Origin of the sequence: Acanthopleuribacter pedis, from assembly GCF_017377855.1 — a bacterium.
GTDB lineage: Bacteria > Acidobacteriota > Holophagae > Acanthopleuribacterales > Acanthopleuribacteraceae > Acanthopleuribacter > Acanthopleuribacter pedis.
Map to the genome: position 1 here is coordinate 100,832 of NZ_JAFREP010000007.1, position 17,004 is coordinate 117,835.

The 17,004-nt window shown below is 56.0% G+C and carries 7 protein-coding genes; 3 read left to right on the top strand and 4 right to left on the bottom strand.

Going from position 1 to position 17,004, the window contains the following annotated elements; translation table 11 throughout:
- Positions 1 to 26 precede the first annotated feature (26 nt).
- A complete protein-coding gene (locus J3U88_RS09735) occupies positions 27 to 4,151 on the top strand; it encodes a non-ribosomal peptide synthetase (RefSeq protein ID WP_207858418.1) in 4,125 nt (1,374 codons plus the stop codon).
- Positions 4,152 to 5,085: 934 nt separating this feature from the next.
- On the top strand, positions 5,086 to 7,464 hold the full coding sequence (locus J3U88_RS09740) for an LptF/LptG family permease (protein ID WP_207858419.1): 2,379 nt from the start codon (positions 5,086 to 5,088) through the stop codon (positions 7,462 to 7,464).
- Positions 7,465 to 7,644: 180 nt separating this feature from the next.
- On the opposite strand, the gene J3U88_RS09745 is transcribed toward J3U88_RS09740, so the two are convergent.
- The 4 genes from J3U88_RS09745 to J3U88_RS09760 all read right to left on the bottom strand — a co-directional run bounded on the left by J3U88_RS09745 (position 7,645) and on the right by J3U88_RS09760 (position 16,133).
- On the bottom strand, positions 7,645 to 9,468 hold the full coding sequence (locus J3U88_RS09745) for a hypothetical protein (protein WP_207858421.1): 1,824 nt from the start codon (positions 9,466 to 9,468) through the stop codon (positions 7,645 to 7,647).
- Positions 9,469 to 10,100: 632 nt separating this feature from the next.
- The gene (locus J3U88_RS09750; protein ID WP_207858423.1) at positions 10,101 to 11,132 is read right to left on the bottom strand and encodes a transposase; all 1,032 of its coding nucleotides are present in this window, start codon (positions 11,130 to 11,132) and stop codon (positions 10,101 to 10,103) included.
- A gap of 111 nt (positions 11,133 to 11,243) precedes the next feature.
- A complete protein-coding gene (locus J3U88_RS09755; protein WP_207858425.1) occupies positions 11,244 to 12,152 on the bottom strand; it encodes a WD40 repeat domain-containing protein in 909 nt (302 codons plus the stop codon).
- A gap of 129 nt (positions 12,153 to 12,281) precedes the next feature.
- Positions 12,282 to 16,133, bottom strand: a complete 3,852-nt coding sequence (locus J3U88_RS09760) for a PKD domain-containing protein (protein WP_207858427.1) — start codon at positions 16,131 to 16,133, stop codon at positions 12,282 to 12,284.
- Between the two features lie 183 nt (positions 16,134 to 16,316).
- Here J3U88_RS09760 and J3U88_RS09765 point away from each other — a divergent pair, with 183 nt between their 5' ends.
- Complete coding sequence (locus tag J3U88_RS09765; RefSeq protein WP_207858429.1) at positions 16,317 to 16,997, top strand: hypothetical protein; 681 nt, start codon at positions 16,317 to 16,319, stop codon at positions 16,995 to 16,997.
- Positions 16,998 to 17,004: the final 7 nt, after the last annotated feature.

A 17,004-nucleotide genomic window follows, 5' to 3' on the forward strand; every position in this document is an offset into this window, starting at 1 on the left:
CCTGAGCGGCGCCATGAGGAACCACCATGCGCAAGGAATTGGATGACCGCACCGCACAACTGTCTGGGGAAAAACGTCGATTGCTGGCGCTGCGCCTGCAGGGGCGAAGCGGTGACGCGGGCGCCGCGTTAGGCACAGCCGCCACCCCAGGCGAAACGGCCTCGGCCGAACCACCGACGCACCCTGAGGCGCCCTTGTCGCCGCCGCAAAAGCGGTTGTGGTTCTTGGACCGTTTTGCCGGCGCTGGCGCCGCTTACCATGTGATGGCCGCTTGGCGCCTTGACGGCGTCGTCGACCCCGCCGCCTTGGACCGCGCCTTTTGCAAACTGATCGCCCGCCAAAGTGCCCTGCGCACCGGGTTTCCCTTCGTCGACGGCGAGCCACGCCAAGTCCTCGGGCCCGTGCCGAAACGGATTTTGCAAACCCGAGCCGCGACCGGAACCGCGTTGGGCGAATGGTGTCGTCAAGAATTGAACCGCCCTTTTGATGTGGCCGCCGGTCCTTTGCTCCGCGTGACCCTGCTGCAAATCGAACCCTCACGATCCTTGCTGGTTCTTTGCGCCCATCACCTTATTATTGACGGCTGGTCGGTCGCATTGCTGCATCGTGAGTTGGACCTGTTTTACCAGGGGCGTGGTCACGAATTACCGCCCTTGGTGGACGACTACTTGGCGATCAGCACCCGCTGGGACCATGCTTTGCGCGCCGGCGAACTGGATCGGCAGCGTGACTATTGGGTCGACCAACTTAAAGACGGCCCGACCCTGCACAACCTGTCCTTGGATAAGCCGCGCCCGGCTCGGCCCGGCTACCGCGGGGCCCGTCATTGCTTCGACCTGGGCCGCACCCGGCGACGCGCCCTGCAGCAACTGGCCGGCGCTCAGGCGGTTGGTATGTTCTCAGCCATGAACGCCGTCTTTGTGCTTTTGTTGCACAAGCTGAGTGGGCGGGACGATCTCGTCGTCGGCGTGCCCTTTGCCGGCCGTACCGAGCCCGCGCGCCAGCCGCTGATTGGTTTTTTTGTCAATACCTTGGCCCTGCGTTTCCAGCTCGACCGGGACACGCCTTTTTTAACCCTATTGCAGCAGGCGCGCGACCTGACCTTGGCCGGCTCTGAAAACGGCGAAATACCCTTTGATCAGGTCGTTGAAGCCGTGGCACCGCCGCGTGACGGCGCCGTCTCACCCCTGGTGCAAATCATGTTTGCTTACCAGACCGAGCCGGAGACCGCGACCAACTTAGGCGATATCCCAATGGCGCCCTTTGCTTTTGACGCCGACACCGCTCAGGTCGATCTGACCCTGACCGTTACCGAGACCACGCAAGGCGGGTGGGTCGCTGACTACGAATACAGCACCGACCTCTTTTGCCCGGCGACCATCGCCGCCATGGCCCGCCAACTAACCACCTTGCTGGATGCCTGTCTCGACCGGCCGACCGCGACGCTTGCCGCCCTGTCGCCGCTTGCACCGTCGGAAATCCCCGTGCTCTGCCGTCCGCATCACCCGTTGCCGACCCCCAATGCGACCGAGGGGCTCCACGACCTCGTGTTTCAAGCCGCCAACCGGGATCCCGACGCTGTCGCCGTCCACGACGCCGGTGTCTCGCTGACCTACCAAGAGCTATGCGAGCAGGCGCGGCGCGTGGCCCACGCCTTACGCGCCATGGGTGTCCGTGCCGATCACCTTGTCGGCGTCTATTTGCCAACGACCATCACCCGTGTGCCTGCCGTGCTCGGGATTCTGGCCGCCGGCGGTGCTTTTCTGCCCCTCGACAGCACCAATCCCAACGCGCGTTTGGCGGACATCCTCACTGACGCATGTCCACGTGTTGTCGTGGGTCGGGATCTTCCACCGCCGTTGGCCGCCATGCTCGACCAAGCCGGAATCAGCCTGCTCGACCCCGACCGCCTTGGTCCTGATGGGGCCTGTTTCGAACCCCCGGCCACGCATCCCGAACAGGCCGCCTATGTTATTTACACCTCGGGTTCGACTGGACGGCCCAAGGGCGTGGTGGTTCCCCATCGCGCCGCCGCCCATTACACCGCGGCCATGGTTCGGCGTTTTGGGACCCGACCGGGTGATCGTTTGCCGCGTTTCGCCAACTTTGGCTTCGATGTTGCCGTCGAAGACATCTTTGTGACCTTGGCGGCGGGAGCGACCTTGGTTGGCACCGCCCACGAGGCCCTCGATATTCCTGCTTTGCCGGCGTGGACCGAGACCCAAAAAATCACCCTCCTCAGCTTGCCCACCGCCTTTTGGCGCGCCCTAACCGAGGCCTTCGTTGCCGGTTCGCTGCACTTACCCGCGAGCGTTAGGCTGGTGGTCATCGGCGGGGAAAGCCTGCCGCCCGCTGATTTGGCCAAATGGCGCCGACATCTTGGCGACCGTATCACCCTGATCAATGCCTACGGCCCCACCGAAACCACCGTTTCATCGGCGATGGCAACCGTCGCCGGACCAAATGCCTTGGCAACCGACCTGCTCGAAGGGCGAGCCGAGGTGCCGATCGGCCGCGCCGTCGCCGACAACCAATTGTTGGTCGTCGACCAACACCGAAACCCCGCGCCGCTAGGCGTACCTGGCGAATTATGGATTGGGGGGCCGACCGTGGCGCGCGGCTACCTGGGCGATCCGCGGCGCACCGCTGAAGCCTTTGTGCCGCATCCTTTGGCGACGAAACCGGGGGAAAGGTTTTACCGCACGGGTGATCGGGTGCGGCATTTGCCTTGTGGTGACCAGGTGGGCGCTTCCGCCGTCTACAGTTTTCAGGGTCGCATCGACCGTCAACTCAAGCTGCGTGGGTTCCGGGTCGAGCCGGGCGAAATCGAAGCCGCCCTTCAGCGTCAACCCGGGGTTGCCCACGCCGTCGTTTTGCCGGTGGGCGACACCGCATTGGCCGCGCACTGGGTCGCGAGTCCGCGGAGTACCGCAACTTCAGAAACGCTCAAAAAAGACGTGCGCGCCCATTTACCCGCCTACATGGTGCCTCGGATTTGGCACCAGTGGCCCGCGCTGCCGATGCACAACGGCAAGTTGGATCGCAATGCCGTTCGTGCCGCTTCATTGCCGACCGGGCCCCATGCTGATCAACCGAGCCGAATACCACCGCGCAACATGCTTGAGTTTCAACTGCATCGGCTGTGGACAGCGCTGCTCGACCAAGGGGTGCTTGGCGTTACCGACGATTTCTTTGCGGCCGGGGGACATTCCTTGTTGGCCGTGCGTTTCATGACTCGCGTGCGGCAACAATGGGGTGCACACCTGTCGCTGGAAGACTTTTTGAAGAACCCAACCATTGCCGGTTGTGCCGCGGCGCTGCAGCAAGCCGGCACCAAACAAGCCTTTTCTTACCTGGTACCGCTCAAAAGCGAGGGGCGCCGGGCGCCGCTGTTTTGTGTCCATCCCCAGCGCGGCCAGGTGTTGAGTTACGCCGCTTTAGCGCGGTCTTTTGACAGCGATCATCCCTTTATCGCGGTGCAGGCGTCTGGTCCCGAGTGCGGTGAACCCGTCGCTGACTTGGAAAAGATGGCCTGTAGCTACTGGGAGGCTATCCAGGTGCATCACCCGGCCGGCCCCATCTTGTTGGCCGGCTGGTCGTTTGGGGGCGTCGTCGCCCACCACATCGCCGGTATCGCCGAGGCCGAGGGCCGTGAGGTCACCTTTCTGGGGTTGTTTGACAGCGAGGTACCGACGCAAGAGAGCCGTCGCGACAGCGACATCGATCTCCTCGTGCGCCTACTGGGCAAAAACGGTGAAGCATCGCGGCCGACCCTGGCAAACCTGACTCCTGAAGAACGGGTACCTTGGGCCGTCGCCCAAGGGTTGCAACATCCAGACCTCTCGGCCTTTGACGACCGCGCGGGTTTGGTGCGTTTGTTACAAACGCTGCTGGCCCACAACACGGCCTGGCAGCAGTACCGGCCGAAACCCATCATGGCCCCAATCGACTTCTACAAGGCCGGCGCCCCCGACGCCGACGACCGCGCCTGGCGCCCCCCAAACCCGGAGGCGGATTGGCGGGACCTAACCCGCTCGGGCCTGACTGTCCGCACCCTACCCTGCAGTCACATGAACCTCATGCAGCCCCCATTCGTCCAACAACTGAGCCAAGCCGTCGCCGACCGACTCAGCGCATGCCCTGTCCTCTAACCACGCCGGCCGAAGGGTTTTCCGGCTTCCTGCCAGGAGTGCGTGGTCGTGTCGGCCCGAGTCCCCCTGAGCCCACCGAAAAAACACGGCAGATGAGAAACGCGGCTTTCGTTGTCAAAACAGGCGGCTCACCCAAACCAAGTCCCACCAAAGCCCCAAAGAAGGACACCCACCAAATACGGCCAAGGCCAAGAGTAGGACACCCATCAAAGGCCAAGCAAGAGTAGGACACCCACCTGGCCAAGAGTTAGGACACCCACCTGGCCAAGAGTAGGACACCCACCTGGCCAAGAGTAGGACACCCACCTGGCCAAGAGTTAGGACACCCACCAAAGGCCAAGAGTAGGACAGCCTCCGAAAACAGGCTCAAAAAAGGACACCCACCTAATTCCGATGGCTCAAAAAAGGACACCCACCTATTTCCGATTGTTATATCGCCGGATCAAATGAAGAAAGTGGAAGTCCCAAACTGTGCGGGGAATTTGGTGGGTGTCCCGATTGCCTTAAATGGGTTCGAAATAGGTGGGTACCTCAAAATGACTTATTTGGAATAGCGCGGGGTTACTTAGGGCGGGGTAGGGGGCGCTGATTTTTGAAGTGGGTCTTTCATATGTCTGAGGGGGGATGAACGCGGCCTGGTGCCATGATTGGCGCGGAGTATGCTACACTACCGCGTTTCAAAGTTATGGGCCTAGCCCGCATTTCTCACACGGATTCGTCGCGAGAAGCTGAAAGCCTTGTGAGAACGAAGATTACGACTGAGAGACGGCACAGGCGTAGCAGCGCTACGGCGAAGGCGGCTCGATCGAGTAATGCGGAAGGCCGCCCCCTCGTAATCGCATGGGTTGCCCCGTAGCAGAATTCCTTGTGAGAAATGCGGGCTAGGTCCGAATTTTGGCGCCGTCCTCATCACGATCCCGATATTGGAACGCTTATGCCTAAACAGTCGTTAACCCCCGCCGCGGTGTCGGAAAAGCACGAAAAACCGTGCCAGCCTCGAACAGGGCTTTTCCCGTTGTGGAGTCGTTTGGATAGCTATATTTTTGGTGAGATAAACCGCCCCTTTATGATGGCAATGTTGGTTTACAACGGCATTTTCTTCATTAAAACGCTTGCCGCTGTTGCTGAATTGAGTGGCGGTAAATTTGAGATACCTTATTCTTTGTTAATTTTGTTTTTTGTGTCAGAGATTCCTGAGTTTCTTTTTATTACCATAACCATGTCATTTCTTTTTGCAGCTTTAGCGGGAATGGGACGGCTTAGCACGGATTCCGAGATACTTGCGCCTCAGGTTGTGGGTGTTAGTTTTTGGCGTTTGAGTCGACCTGTTTTTGTTTATGGCGGGTTGCTGACACTTTTTTTGTTAGTGATAGCGAACTGGATTGGTCCGATGTTAAACCGAGTATGGCTTAATGAGAGTCGGAACTTTAGCGAGATCGCCATGCCGAATATACAGCCAGGCGTTATTAACCCACTGGGTAAGAGTATGCTGTATGTTGATCGGGTTGAGGAAGATCGTTTGGCGGATCTGATTTTTGTAGATGTTTCGGAAGAAAAAGAAGAAATTTTAATAGCGGAGCATGCCTCTATTTATGAGAATCGCGATTTAGATTTATTTCGTGCGGTTAAGATTGATCTTCTAAAGGATCAAACGATGAAGACCTATGCGACCACGGAGATGACCTTGTCGTTACCGATGCCGGCGGCATTAGACGGCCTGGGGTTAAAAGGGGCGCCGCGTGATTTATTAGATACGCCGAGGCTTAAGCGGTATTTGGCGCAGCAAACTGATCCAAAACGGAAGCGGGATCTTGAGATTGAACTTTATCAGCGTTTGTTTAACCCGTTGATATGTTTGGTTTTTGCCTTATATGCCGTCCCCTTGGGCGCCAAACACGCGCGAATCCGCAAGGGCAGTGGTTTTGGAACCAGCTTGGTCCTGATTGGTTTTTATTTTATTGTGTCCAAGATAGCGAGAGATGCTGCTTCTCAAGATAAGATTCACCTTTTGGTGGGGATGGCCGGGCCGACGCTTGTGTTTCTCGCTGGTGGGGTGATCCTTCAGGTAGGAAAGAATCGCTGGTGGAGCCAGCCGTTGCGTCGTCTGCAAGATCGAATTTTGTATGTGATGTATAAGCCAATTAATAAGTTATTCAATACATTAAAGAAAAAGAAGACGCAGGATGCGCCTCAAGGTGGTGCCGCGCAGACGTTTATCTTTCCAAGTCGCTTGGATATTTATGTGACGCGCAGCTTTTTGTCAATTTTTTTCTTGGTTCAGTGTTCTCTTCTGGTCTTAGCACTGTTGGTTGAGTACACTCAAGTAGGAAAGTATGTGACGCGTAACCAAATTGCACCGGATGTGGTCTTACGGTATCTTGGCTTTAAGCTTCCGGAGATGTTAGACCTGACATTTTTTCTGTGTCTGCTGATTTCCACTTTGATTTTATTTGCCGTGATGTCTAAATATCAAGAAGTGACCGCGGTTCGTGCGGCGGGTGGTAGTTTGCAGCGTTTATGTTTACCGCTTGTTTTTTGTGGTCTTGGTGCATCCATTTTTAATTTTTATATTTCTAATACATTTTTACCTTATGCGAACCGTCGTGCCACGGTGTTACGCAATGAGATTCGACAAAAAAGTGAGTCAACCTTTAGCCAAGACGTTTGGTTAAAAACGGCTCCTGGCGAAATCGTTAATTTCCAGGTGTATGATCACCGTACCAAGCGTCTTTTGGGTGTACGCCGTTTTCGAATTGGTAAGGATCAACCTGCGATGGTGGAACGGACTGAATTACCGCAGGTCGTGTTTCGGAATAATCAATGGAAGGCGGCCGTACCTGGCAAACGCTGGGCGTTCCATCGTGATTCACCGGATCAGGCTATGAAGCCAACCGTGAGCGCCATTGCTGAAAACGATCCTGTCAGCCTTAATATCAAACACGAGGACTTGATGCGAAAACGACGTAAGCCATCGGAATTCAGCCTTAAAGAGCTTCGTGGTTACATTCGGTATGTGCGTGAGTTGGGGTACGTAGAGCCGAGTTTTCAGACCGAACTCAATGTCAAGTTCGCGCAGCCGCTCGTTCCGCTGATCATGATGATGTTGGCCATGCCGCTTGGTTTTCAATTCGGTCGCCGCGGCACCTTCTTTGGGGTGGGGATTGGTTTGGTTGCCGGTCTGTTGTTTTTGGGGTTGTTTGAAGCGCTCCGACAAATGGGCGGTTCCGGGTTGGTCCATCCCATCGTCGCGGGTTGGTCCGTCGTTGTTCTGTTCGGCTTTTTCTCGCTCTACCGGTTCGTTAACTTAGAATGACCACGGGTTCTACCTAAAAGAAACGTTGAAGGACAGATTAAATATCTGGAAAAAAATGGCTTGTGGAGTTGGTCGGGAGGCGCGTACGACCGAACCCATTGAGTGCGGTGAACATTTTTACAGACCATTGGAGCCATAGGTTTCGCCAAAATCACCGCGAGTTATCGCGCTGGAACGGTTCTAAGGTGTGGCGCAAAGGCCGGCTCGTTCTGCGACGAGGGTTGTCACTTTTACACTTGGCCATTGGGGGAGTAGGGCCGACCACTGGTTTTGTGGTTTACAGGAGGGCAATAACACCGGAATCGTGTTCCAGCTTGTTTCGCCCGTTTCCAAATAAGTAACTTGCCCATTGCCTAATTCGGGAGCCAGCGCGATATCAAAGCTGAAGCTGATGAGGCGGCCCCAATCAAGCCCGGTCTCGGTTGGGGCGGTCCAGGTAATGCCCATTTCATTTTGGGATACTTGCCAATCATTGGCTGCCTCCGTGTCTCCGTCAAGAAAGAGGAGATTGCTCATTTCAAAGCCCGGTGGGATAGGAATGTGAAGTGTGTTGAGTTGACGGTCGAAATCGTGGTTGAAGAGGCTGTAATGGTAGCGGGTGGCGGTGTCAAGCGATTCGGTGCGCGAAGCAATACTGTAGCGCCCTTCGCCGGTATCGATGACCTGGTGCGTCTCATCGGCGCTTGGTTCTAGAGGGTCGACCCACATGTCTAAAACAGAGCCGGTCATTTGTGAGCTGATCAGGGTAAAGCTCCAAATCGCGCCGTTGAGGTTGGGTCGTACCTCTCGATAACCCATGTTGTTGAATAAGTTGATGTCCTCGCCCACGACATACCAGGCGTCGACAAAATAACGTGCATTTTCGGTGGAGAGTTCGGCGACGTCGACAACGAGTCGATGGTCGAAGGCGTCATGATCGCCGGCGAAATGGTCGCGGCGATTGTCAACCGGCTCCCCGTCAAAGTGGGAGCCGAGGCTGTCCCAATCGCCCGTGAAGGCGTGGACTTCGTCGCGTGGCGCCAGGTGGAAGAAATCGCCGTTGGTGGAGGCCGCGTACAAGTCGGTGCAGCCCGCGAAAAGGATTTGGTCCCCAGGGCAATCGCAACCGGAGTTGATAGCGAAAAAGGCGTGTTTGACATCGGAGCTTCCGATTTGTTCGATGCGGCCTTCGTGCATGCGGTACATATTCATGACGAGGTAGGGGTGTTCGCCCACGGTGCCGTCGGGTTCGATGGCGCGGAACCAGGGAACGTCCGCTTCACCGACATTGCGTAACTCCGCGCTCGGCGCCAAGGCGACACGTTCCGTATTGGCGACCAGCTGGCCCACGAAGTTGATGTTGGTGAGCTCGATATCGATGGCGCCTTCGTAATCGGGTGTACACATCTTCAAGTGTTTATATAGGGAGTCGGGGACGCGTACCGCGAGTTCGACCTCTGCAATCCCCACGTGGTAGCCCGCCAGGGTTGGGTGGCCGATTCTTTTGGCCAGCGCGGGCCCCAGGCCCAAGTCCATATGGCGCATTTCCAATTTTGCGCGACCCAGCATGAGTTCTGCATGGGGAAATTGCATGGTGAACCAAATCTCATCCTGTGCGTCCCGCAGGCTAAAAACCACCGTGCCGGGTTCGGGTACGAGGCGAAACCCTGTCAAATCGATGGTTTCGTTTTGGAATGAAAGGACAAAACCTCCCTCGTGGGTGAATGCCGGACCGATCCCGTCGAAATGTTCGAAGTCACCGCCTTGTGCCACAAACTGGAAGGGTTGGGCGGCAGTGCCGCGATAACCGGTGAAGCCGGGATAGAAACGGCGTGGGTTGGCACTGGGTTCCTGGGCGATGATGGCGAGGCCGCTTTTTTCGAGGAAATCGGGGTAAAGGTGAATCGAAGTGGTGATTTCAGAGACCTCAAAGACATCCTCGACAGGAGCTGCTGCAAGGTAAGCAGGGAAAATAAAGATACAGATCGGAAACAGAGTGCGTAAGGACTTGCAGAATACGGACATGACAGCTCCTTAGGTCCCGTAAAGGACGTTGGGTAAACGAATAGGGTGGCCCTATTTGTACCATAAACGTCGCGGGGGAGGTTCGCATGCCACCGGAAACCAGATGCCGCCAAAGAAAAGGACACCCACCAAATGGAAGCCGGAGAAGAAGGAAAGAAAAGGACACCCACCAAATGGAAGCCGGCGAAAGGTATGAGAAAAAGGTGGGTGTCCTGAAATAGAATAGTGGCTGCTCGGCGGAATGTGGGAAAAAGGTGGGTGTCCCAAATAAGAATTGGCCAATGTGGCTGGAGGAAAGAAAAGGACACCCACCAAATTGAAGACGGCGAAAGGTATGAGAAAAAGGTGGGTGTCCTAAATTGGTGGGGGTGGACTGGTTAAAAGGCTGAGCTCGTTGTAGCTGGGGCCTTGGCCAATGTGGCTGGTGGTCGAAGAACAAGCGGTGCCATGCAGGTTTGCACCGTTCTTCCGGGTCTGGTTTTAATCCTGCTCGACGACGACTTTATAGCCGCTCTTTTCTTTTTGGTGTTCGGCTTTTTCGCTTTGACTCCTCGGGTGTTTCGGCTTCCCGTCTTGGTTTTTGGGTCATTCTACTTATTCCTCACGCGTTCCGCGAGGTTTGGAGAGGCGCGTTATTGGGCCGGCTTTTTTACCGATTGGATTCCTTCCGTGTTTGTGATGAAACTCCGGCTACTTGATCGGGTACCCTGAAACCAGCGGCGACGGCATTTTTTTGCCTGTTCGTCCATGTGATCGACGGTTCCCGCCGCTTTTTTGAAGCGTGCGGGGAAATTGGCCGATGTTTCCAGCCAACATTCGGGATTGACAGCCAAACGCTCCAGGATTGGTGCCAAATCCTCTGGAATGTGGCCGGCCTTTCCCGCCTGTAATTTGCGGCCGGTCCAATCCAATACCGCCAAGTAATCATCGAAATCGATGTCCAAGAAGCCCATTTGCCGCCCTCGGTCACGGAAGGGACAAAGCCATGTCGGGGGTGAGGCGTTATCCTGGCCGCTACTGGTCGCTCTGTTCTTTAAGCGTTCACCAAGACCGATGAACGGTGACTCCTCCGGCGCTCGATTCGTGCCGGAACGAATTGGGTTAAGGTCCACGTAGACGGAGCAACTGAGGACGGCCGGCTCATCCAGCAAAATGATGCTTTTGAAACGGCCTTCCCAGAACCGGCCGGTGCAGCGGTCTTCCTCATTGGCCAGGCGAGCAACGAATTCTTTGATCGATTTCATAAACCAGGAAATCGAGGCCAGCCGTCCACGCAAGGTTTCAACGCGGCCCGGCTGATCAAGGATTGCGTCGACTTCCGCCCGGTTCGGTGTCTCTGGTTGGCCATGTGCGTTGCGGCGCTTTGGGTAAAGCTTTAGCCAGCGCTTGGCGATGTCGGCCGGACGAAGTTGTGCCGCTAGGTCCGGTCGGTTGCGCAAAATGAGGTGAAAATGATTTTCCATGATCGCGAAATTACAAATATCGATGGTGAAAATGTCGGCCAGTTCACTCAGTCTGGCCAACATCCAAAATCGGCGGTGCGTGTAATCGCGGCCGCTTTCCTTGTCGAAACCGCATAACCGCGTACGTCGGACGCAACGAGAAATGCAGTGGTAAATGTGGATTTCAGTCTCATTGATAAGGTCACGGCGAGGTTCTGTCATAAGTGCTTCTCCTTCTGTTTGGGGGTCTCCCTCCAAACATAGGTTCGGCCCAATGACAGCCCGTGTCATGGGTGCGATTTTTTTTGAAAAAACCTAAAAGTTTTTATGGTGCTAAAAACCGTCGGGGTACCAGGCGCCGACTTCCCAAATGGATAACCCTTCAAAAATGGAGGCCGTTGCGAGGAACTTCCCGTCCGGGCTGAAGGCGATCGAGCACACCTCGTTTTGGAAATAAGGGAAACTCAGGAACTCGGTCAGCAAGTCACTGCTGTAGATGCGCACGGTATTGTCGGCCCCGGCGGTTGCAAAGGCACGGCCGTCTAAGGTTGACTTAATGTCGTTGATGCGACCCTCGTGCGCCTTTTTATTCATGAGCTCCATGCCGGTATCGATGTCGTGCAAGGTGAGTTGCCCGTCGGCGACACCGGTAACCAGGAAAAACTGATCGCGCTTTAGCGGACACAAATGGACGATCTCTTCCTTAAAGCAGGTCAGCGAGTAGAGGTACTCTTTTTCTTTTAAATCAATGAGATGTACGAAGTTGTCGAAGGATCCGCTGGCAATAATGTCATTGGGACCCCACGCCACGGCGGTGTTGTGCTCGTAGTGCTCCACGCCCTCGTATTCAACCTCAAAGGATTCGGCGTCGCGAATCTGAGGACGACAATCGGGACCGTCAACCAAGATTTTGGTGCCGTCGGGAGACCAGACGGGATACAAAATTGGTTCGTTTAACTCAAATTCTTCGATTTCTTCGCCGTCCGAAGTGTCCCAAATACAGAAATATTTATCGACGGAAGTGGAGATCAGTTTGGAGCCGTCCGGCGAAAATGTAACGCGGCGAACCTTGTCGTCGTGGGGCTCGACCAAACGCCAAACCGACTCACCCTCGGGTGTAATGAGCTGGACAACCCCATTGTCGAACCCCAGGGCTAGGTATTTTCCACAAGGGGACCAGTCGATGTGGACGGGGAAAATTCCGTCGTAGCGAATGTTTTTTACTTGTAAATCGAAAGACATGCGTGCCTCTTCAGCGGTTTATATGAATTCGTCGGCGAATGCCAAATTTGGACCATTCTACCTTAATTTCGGGAGCGCCCGCGGGTGAAAACAGGGCGGGCGAGGACCCGCCCTGGCCCGTTTGCGAGCCTATTGCGCCAAGGTGGCCGCCAGGTATTTACCGTCGAGCCGACCCATCAATTGGAAACCGGCCAGGGGTTCGGTGGAAACCAAACGAACCCAGCTGGTGCCTGCCGGTAGGGTGCCGCCAAACAAACGCTCTACCAAGGCGACATCTTTTTGCAGCGGGCCGATATTACGTTCGCTTGTGCCCAGCAAGGTTCCGTCGGCGCCGAAGGCCTCGTAGGTCAGGGTTGCGGTGTTTTGGTTGGAGAGGTTCACGACCGCGAGGCCGGTAAAGGTTTCACCGGGTACAAAATCAACCTTGGGGAACATCAACTCCCGCGCACCACCGGTGGCAGCTGGAAATCCGGCGAGTTGGGTGTTGTCGCCGTCGTTGTCGCCGAAAAGCGCATAACCGTGGACATTCCCCTCGGTTTGCAAGCGGATCCAACTGATTTTGGTGCCGGCGGCTAAGTCGGGGAAAAAAGACGGGGCTAAACCGACTTCTTTGCCGTTGGCGGCCATGGTGATGGGCTGTTGTGAAAGGATTGCGCCGCTTCGATCATAAGCGGTGAGCAGGACTTGGGTGGTGAAGTCGGCATCGTTCACAAACGCAATGCCTGTCCAGAAGCTGTTGGTATCCTCGGCAACATGGGGGAAATAAATGTCATTGCCTTGAAAAACGAAGTTGGGGTTTTTGGTGCGGTTGCTGCTCAGGTTGAGCGCGCAGATGCGCGGGCTTCCTGTTTTGGTGCCGAACAGTTCTACACCGGTAAGCGCCGCGTTGGCTTGTTGCTCGACAAAACGCCCCCATTCAGAGCCGCTGGGCGGGAGACTGCCGCCGAAAAAGGTCTCAAAATCGAGGAGCCTGCTTTGGTGTTTTCCGGCCAAACCGTCCACGGTGAAACGGCCGGCCGAGGCGTGGAAGGCGGTGTCCAGCGTTTCGCCGCTGCCATTTACCACGGCGGCTTGGGTAAACCATTGCCCGGTTTCCTGGGCGATATGGGGGAGGATCAAACTGTCGAGGGTTCCGGTAACGCCGGTTTCGGCCACGGCCGTTTCCCGATCACGCCCAAGGGTGATCGCCAAACCCTCGATTTTTTGGTCGGAGAGCACTTGGACCCACCCGATATCCAAGGTTTGAGCGTCGGGAAACAACAGATCAACCGCGTTTTCCAGCACGCCGTTTGCGGGAATTTCAAACACGTGTTCGGCCAAGTTTTGGCCATTGTTGCCATGGGCCGCAAGGGTTACACGCGCCGCCGCGTTGGAGGGATTGACAAGGGACAAGGTGGTTTGGTCGATCTCGTCCGTTTTGGGGTAGGCAAAGGTAAGACGGGGTTGACTTACGCTCACGGTGAATCCGAACGAAAGCATTCGCTTCAGAGTCTTGCCCGGCGGTTGGCCTACAAAGAGGAAATACTCGCCGGCTTGGCCGCCGTGAAAACTGAAGGGATGTTTGGCACCGGCGGCGAGGGAATCGCGGTGAATTAAGGTATCGCCGCGGTAAATTTCCACCTCTAAGCCGTCTTCGCTGTTGCGAAGGTCGAGTTCCATGTCCAGCGTGGCGCGGTCGGTCGGCAGGTTGAAGCGGTACCAGTCCCCACTGTCCTCGGGGCCGAGACTAATCCCGCTGTAATGGCCTAGATCCAGGGCGGAGGCCTGTTCGCGTACGTCATTGGGCTCGAAACTTTCGTCCGGGCGAGGCGGCACGACTTGGATGGTAACGGTATCGGGTTCGCTTGCATTTAGGCCGAGACTGTTGGTGGTCTGAAGCGTTACTTGATAGGTTCCTTGTTCGGTGAAGGTAACGGTTAAGGGTTCGTTCTGTTGATAACTTGCATAAGCAGAACCATCTAGGGTAATGACCCAGCGCATTTGGTTTTTGATTCGTTGGAAATTGGTGTTGGGGTTGCCGCTGATGAAGTTGGGTTCGGTGGTAAAGCCTTCGAAGGTTAGCGGGTGGTTGGGTTCGATGGTGAGGGTCTCGGTGCGCGGTTTGGTAATGGTGGTGGTCGGTGGGTGGTCCGGTCGGTAGGTTTGCACCCAGAGGGACCAAGCGACGGCGGCCCGTTGGGATTGGTCCGGGGTGACGGCGTTAAACTGGATGTCGGCAAGGCCGAAGCGTGAAAAGGTCGTGGGCGGGGGCACGCGTTGGTCTGAATCGAGAATCAATTCTGTGATCGCATCGCTATAACTTGCGCGCCAAGAGTAGGTTAGCTCGAGGTTGTCGGGGTTGTCGATCTGTGGATCCAATTCCAGACTTTCGCCGACGGGCACATAGAGAGTGCTGCCCGTGGTCAGATTATTGGCGCTGAGGCGTGGTGGAATTCGATCTGGATAGACGCGGATATCGTAAAGGAGTGGGACATCGGTGACTTTGCCCTGAGCGTCCACGGCGGTGACCTCAATGCGCCGCTCTGAAATGCCTTGGTGGAACACGTCGGGTTCGAGGTTAAAGGTGGTTTGAAAGGTGGGTTGACGGGTCGGCGCCTGGAGTATGCCGTCAAGGATCCAATAAAAGGTAAGGGTTTCTGGATTTTCGTCTTCAACGGTGACACTTACTTCAATGGGTTCGCCGTTTTTGACAAGACGTTGAAAATCACCGACGTAGTTCAGCTTCGGCGAAGCGTTGGTGTCGCGGTCGTGAACGGCAACCCAGCGAACATTACCGACGGTTTTCGCGCTCTCGCGGCCGAATTCTTCGAAGAAGTAAAAAACCTCGTACAGGCCGGTCTGGTTGATGGGAAAGCGGCCGGGACGATCTCCATCCAACTGACCGATCACTTCCCCGGTTAAGGCGTTGGTGATGCGCCATTTGCCCTGCTGGGAGGCGGTCCCGGAAGGAACGCCGTTTAGGATCAAGCTTTCACCGGTGGCAATGCGGGTCGAAAAAAGCGGCTGAAAGATGGTGCCGGTGCGAACCTCATCGCCGCTTTCATCGAGCACTTCGACGATGACGGTATTGCGCGCGGGGTCTTGGTTGCCCCTTGCATCGACGGCTTCAAGACGGACGGCGAAGGTGCCGGCCTCGTTGAATTGGTAGCGTGCGGGATTGTCGGTACTGCTGGTGAGGTCCGGGAAATGCCAGGTAAGGGAAATGGGTGTGTCGCCCTCGGGGTCGGAGGCTTCGGCGCGGAAGGTGACCTCGCTGCCTTTTAAAACGCGAATGTTTTCCTCGGAAGGTTCCAAGATGGTTGCCCGCGGTGGTAGGTTCGAGCCTTGTGGCAGGACCTGGAAGCTGGAGAAACCGGGGCTAAATGAGGGATTGCCCTCCGTGTCGACAACCACCAAGGTCAGTGTGACTGGGACGGCGAAGTCCTGGCTGAGGTTGGGGGTGATCGCCGCGACCGTCTCGTTGGATCGTTGTGCAACCCCGTTCTCAAGCCAAAACCAATGGTAGGCAAAGGGAGGATCCGAGTCCGCGTCGGTAACGGTTGCTTCCGCGAACAGCGTCTGGCCGTCGATGACCGCGTTTGCCGACAACTGAATGCTTTCGATAACCGGGGAAACGAAAAATCGGTCGGGAACATAAACGAATATGATGCGGTCGTCCGGTTGACTGACCTCGCCCGCGCTATTGGTCGCGGTGAGTGTGAAGGTCAACGGGCCGGCTTCCGTCGGGGTGTAGCTCGGGTTTTCGCCGGTCAGGGTTTCGCCGTTTGAAAGCGTCCAGTTGTAAGTAAGGTTGGTTTGGTCGGCGGTGACCAAAAAGGTGATCGGCACGCCCAGCGCCCAGGAAAAATCGGATGCGGGAGAGAGAATTTGCACCTTGGGCGGCACCGCAAAGAGGGGGACGAAACAAAAAAAGGCGAGGAACAGGTACCGCATGGGCGCGACGGGCGTGTGAGAACCAAATATGGGGGAGAACCGTAACATAAACTATCAACCTCTGGTGTACATGGCGCGAAATAGAACGGGTGATGGGTTTTCTTTGGCTGTATTTCCAATGTAACAGTCCAGCATGAACCTGGCCAGTGCTAGACTGGGGAAAAGTCTTAATTATTAGGTGGGCGTTTCCGGCGGCACGTTGCGGATCGGGGATGCAAAAGTGAGGCATTAATGGCGGTAACGACGATTCTGGCACCCATGTTCCTCATCGCAACGCTCGTGATGTCGCCCGGCGACGCCGATCAGATGTTCGCGGCGTTGGAAACGCGCTTGTTACAGGCGGAAGAAGTTCGCCTCGATGTGCAAATCACCGCGACCGGCGCGGTTTCAGCCGAATATGAAGGGACGTTCCAGGTCGATAAGCAGGGTATGTCCCTCAAACAAGACGGCCACTTCATGAAGGCGGAATCCCACCTCCACCTCAGCGCCGGACAAAATACGCTGCAGTTTGGGAATGGTGCTCAAAGCAAAAAGGTGGATCAGCCCGTCTTTCTTGCCGAGGCGATGTGGATTGGTCTGACACGAATGGGTTTATTGCACAATCTTGCCAGGCTGCACGCCGGACAGGGGCCGGACCACGCCGAGGGGGGTGTAAACGACTGGGTGCGTGTCCATAATTTCGAGGTCCTTGAGGATAAAACCTTTATGGAGCGCGAAATGATGCGCATTAAATTTGATATCCGGGTGAGCAAGATCCCGGTTGGATCGGCGACCATATGGATCGACAAACAAACCGGGCTACCCTGTTTGCGAGAACAGGTGGTTCGTTTCCCCGAGGGGGAGATGGTGGTTCGCGAAACCTACAAAACCTTTGTGATCCAAGACGGCATGGTATCGGCACAGAAGCATTAAAAGGGCG